The sequence below is a fragment of the Pseudonocardia sp. KRD291 genome (assembly GCF_019263595.1).
Taxonomy (GTDB): Bacteria; Actinomycetota; Actinomycetes; order Mycobacteriales; family Pseudonocardiaceae; genus Pseudonocardia.
This window is the reverse complement of record NZ_JADQDD010000411.1, coordinates 1-4,137: the sequence shown is the minus strand read 5'-3', so window position 1 is coordinate 4,137 and position 4,137 is coordinate 1. Positions and strand designations below refer to the sequence as shown.

3 protein-coding genes and 1 pseudogene are annotated in these 4,137 nt (G+C 76.2%); 2 read left to right on the top strand and 2 right to left on the bottom strand.

Translation table 11 applies throughout. From position 1 onward, the window contains the following. Both I4I78_RS30900 and I4I78_RS30895 read right to left on the bottom strand, forming a co-directional pair. Positions 1-655 (bottom strand): annotated as a pseudogene (locus I4I78_RS30900) (hypothetical protein); the annotation flags it as partial. A 46-nt stretch (positions 656-701) separates the two neighbouring features. Next, complete coding sequence (locus I4I78_RS30895) at positions 702-2,627, bottom strand: hypothetical protein (RefSeq protein WP_218615045.1); 1,926 nt, start codon at positions 2,625-2,627, stop codon at positions 702-704. Positions 2,628-2,911: 284 nt separating this feature from the next. Between I4I78_RS30895 and I4I78_RS30890 the strand changes: the two genes are divergently transcribed. Together I4I78_RS30890 and I4I78_RS30885 are read left to right on the top strand one after the other, a co-directional pair. Further along, positions 2,912-3,337: a transcriptional repressor gene (locus tag I4I78_RS30890; RefSeq protein ID WP_218615046.1), complete on the top strand. Its 426-nt coding sequence runs from the start codon at positions 2,912-2,914 to the stop codon at positions 3,335-3,337. Between the two features lie 47 nt (positions 3,338-3,384). Next, the coding region (locus tag I4I78_RS30885; RefSeq protein ID WP_308252461.1) for a folate-binding protein at positions 3,385-4,137 on the top strand (753 nt) is incomplete at its 3' end.

Below are 4,137 nucleotides of genomic sequence, written 5' to 3'. Positions count from 1 at the left end.
GCTCGTCGGACGGGGCGGAGAGGTCGCGGTCGTCTGTCCGGAGGGAACCCGGGGGCGCCGCCGCACTTCCGGGCGGCCCGTCCCCGGACGTCGCGGGCTCGCGCGTGGTCGGCGTCGTGTCCGCGGCCATCACGTCCGCCACCGGGGCGGGGACGTCGGCGGCTGCGGGGACGTCGGCGGCGGCGGCCCGGGCGTCGGCGTCCGCCATCGCGTCGAGGGTCGCGGGGTCGATCCGGAGCCGGTTCGCGCCGGCGGGCGGCTCCGTCCGGGCCGGCGACGCAGCGTCGCCGTCCGCGTCGGGTCGCAGTGCGTGGGCGCCGGCCCTGGCCGGGGACGCCGGCGTGGCCGCAGCGGCCACGGCCGGCACCGGGAAGGTGTCGGCGCCGCGCTCGGCGACGATGTCGGCGACCGTCCGCGGACGCTCGACCGGGGCAGGAGGCGGCACGTAGCCGTTCGCGACCTCGCCGGTCCAGTCGGCGGCGCACGGCTGCTGCGCGGGCTCGGAGACCCGGGCCGGCCGGGTACCCGGCACCGCGGCCGGGGCGGGGTGACGCCGCGCCCGGCGCACTCCCCACAGCACGAGGACGACGAGCAGCACCGCCAGCACCACCGCGGCCAGCGGCAGGAACGGGATCGTCGTCGTGCCGATCTTCATGAAGGCGCACCCTATGCGCCGGAACGGCTTCGCCGCGCGTGTGGCGTCAGCTCGAGCGCGACGCCGACGGCGGCCGGACCGGGTTCTGCCGGCCGTCGTTCCCGCGACCGTTGTCGCGGGTGCCCTCGGACTCGCCCTGGCCGTTCGCCCCGGACCGTGCACCGTCCGTGCCGGAGCCGGACGGCTTCTCCGAGCTGGGCTTCTTGCCCGCGGCGCCGTTCTCCTGGTTCGCCGGGCCGGGGCGCGGGCCGCCGCCGTTGGTCGCTCCCGGCGGAGAGGCGACGGTGCGGCTCATCGTCGTCGGGGGCTCCTTGCCCTCGGTGTCCGCACCCGCGGACGCCGAGCGCTCGAGGCCGCCGGGCTTGTCAGAACCAACCGATGAGGTGTCACCGGATCGGCGTACCGGGCTGACCGCGACGGTCCGCTCGGCGTCGCTGCCGGTACCCGGGCCGGGCTGGTCGGATCGTCCGGAACCCGTCCGGGCGGGGTCCTGGCGCGGCACCGCGGAGGTCGCCGGATCGGCCGGCTTCTTCGGGTCCGAGGCCGGCCGGAACAGTTCGGCCGCCTCCGGCTCGTCCGGCGTGGACGGACGCATCGCGGTGGTGCGCGCGGCACCGGAGCCCTGCGCCGGGGTGCCCTGGTTCGCCGCGGGCGCCGCCGGAGCACCGGGCGGGCCCGGCTTTGCGCCGGAGGCCTGCGCCGCGGGCTTGGCGGCCTGACCCGGCCCGCCCTGCCCGGAACCACCCTGCCCGGAACCACCCTGGTTCTGGCCGCCCTGGTTCGGAGCGCCCTGGTTCGAGCCGCCCTGCGCCGGGGTGCCCTTCTTCGGAGCGCCCTGGCCGGAACCACTCTGGTTCGCGCCACTCGGGGCCGAGCCGGGCTGGCCCTGCCCCTGGCCGGAGGTCGACGCGCCCGCCGCGGCCGGCTTCCCGTTCGTCTGCGGCCGTGCACCCGCCGGGCCGGGCACCGGCTTCGGGCCCGGGCTCGGCTTGGGCCCCGGCGTGGGCCGGGGCGACGCGGAGCGGGCGTCGCCGTCCTGGTTCGCAGCGGGAGTCTGGCTCCCAGCGCCCTGGTTGGTCGCGCCCTGCTTCGTCGGCCCCTGGTTCGCAGCGCCCTGGTTCGTCGGGCCCTGGTTCGCAGCGCCCTGCTTGGTCGCGCCCTGCTTCGTCGCGTCGTCGGGACGGTTCGCGGCCTGCGCGAGCTCGGGGGCGGACTTGATCTCGTGCCGTCCGGGCCCGGCGTCACCGGAACGGGACGCGCCCGCCGACGTCGACTCCTTCGCCTGCGCACCGCTGTCCGGCCGCGCGGACGAGCCGTTGACCTGGCCGTCCGAGGCCGCGGCCGACGCACCGGCGGCGGACGCGCCCGCGGCAGCACCGGCCACACCCGCGGCCGACAATCCGCCCGGCTGGTTGCGCAGCCGTCCCAGCTCGGCGCGGGCCTCGTCACGCTTGCGGGTCAGCTCGCCGACCTCCGCGCGGAGCTTGTCGCCCTGGGCCCGGGCCTGGTCCGCCTCGGTACGCGCGCGCTCGACGGCCTTCTTCGCCTCGGCCCGGACGCGCTCGGCGTCGGAACGGGCCTGCTCGGTCTCGGCGCGGGCCGCGTTGCGGGCCTTCGTCCGGATCTCCTCGGCCTCCTCCTCGGCCTTCTGCAGGATCGACTGCATCCGGTCGGAGAAGCTGTTGATCTGGTCCGGCGGCTCGCCCTGCGGGCGCGGTGAGGGCCGCGGGGCGGGACGCGGGCCGGGCCCCTGCTGGGGGCCGCGCGGCGGGCCGGCGAACCCTCCGGGCGGCGGGACGGGCGGCATCGGCGCCGGCGGACGGTTGCGGAACGTCTCGATGTCGGCGCGCATCCGTCCCATGACCCGCTGCATCTGCACGACGTGCTCGTCCACCTGGCGCCGGTCGTAGCCGCGGAGCACGACGTCGAAGCGCGGGGGACCACCTGGCCGGTCCGTCCCGTCTGTCGTCATCGCCTGTTCCTCCTGCTCCACCGCCGGTCAGTACTCGTCGAGGTCAGGGCCGACGAGGCCCGACTACAACGTTCAGCGTAGCCAGCTACGACTCGTTCTGGCGACACGCGGCCGAATCACCGGTGTGGCGTTGCGTCCCGATCACCACGTCGCGTGACACGATGATCGGCTCGGTTCGCCCCGGCTCCCGACCGCGTTGCCCGCAAGGGTACCGGCCGTGACGGAATACCATCGTGGGCGTGGACACCTCGCTCAAGGGCACCCTGCACCGACGCGGTCTGCGGATGACCCCTCAACGCCAGCTCGTGCTGGACGCCGTGCGCGACCTGGGGCACGCCACCCCGGAGCAGGTGTGCACGAAAGTGCAGGCCGTCGCACCTGCGGTGAACATCACCACCGTGTACCGCACGCTGGACCTGCTCGAGCAGCTCGGCGTGGTCCAGCACGCCCACCTGGGCCACGGCGCGCCCACCTACTCCCAGCACGAGCACCGGCACGTGCACCTCGTCTGCCACTCCTGCGGGAAGGTCGACGAGGCGCCGACCGAACTGCTGGGTGCGGTGAGCGAGCGCACGCTGTCCGAGATGGGGTTCCGGCTCGACGCGACACACGTCGCGCTGTCCGGGACCTGTGCCGACTGCCTGGAGCGCAACGACCCCGACGCCGCGGACGACGCCGGGACACCCGAGACACCCGAGGGAGGCCCGTGAGCACTCCGGACCCGAGCACGAACGGAACCGCGACGTCGGGAGACGAGGTGACCGCGGCCGACGACCTGGGGCGCCCCGACGTCGACGCCGCCGTCCCCGCCCACCGGGGTGACCCGCCGGCCGAGCAGCGGGCGATGGCGCGCACCGCCGCCGTCGTCGACCGGGGGCACCGCGACGTGATCGCGGTCCCCGGCGAGGACCGGCTGTCCTGGCTGCACCTGCTGCTCACCCAGCACGTCAGCGAGCTGGGCGAGAACACCGGCTCCGAGGCGCTCGTGCTCGACCTCAACGGCCGGGTGCTGCACCACATGCTGCTCGCGCACGTCGGGGGCACCGTGTACCTGGACACCGAACCGGGCGCCGGCGCCGAGCTGCTGACCTACCTGGACGCGATGCGGTTCTGGTCGAAGGTCGAGCCGCGCGCGGCGACCGAGGAGTTCGCCGTGCTCAGCGTCGTCGGCCCGGACACCCCGTCCGTGCTGACCGGCGCGGGCGCGCCGGCGCCGGAACGCCCCTACGACTGCGCCGCACTGCCCGGCGGCGGCGTGGTGCGGCGTATGCCGTGGCCCGGCGTCGACGCCGCCGACCTGCTCGTCCCGCGCGGGGACTCCGACGCCTGGTGGGCGCGCCTGGAGGCGGCCGGGGCCCGCCCCGCCGGCACGCTCGCGTTCGAGGCACTGCGGGTGGAGTCCACCCGTGCGCGGCTCACCGTCGACACCGACGAGCGGACCATCCCGCACGAGGTCGGCTGGATCGACTCGGCGGTGCACCTGACGAAGGGCTGCTACCGCGGCCAGGAG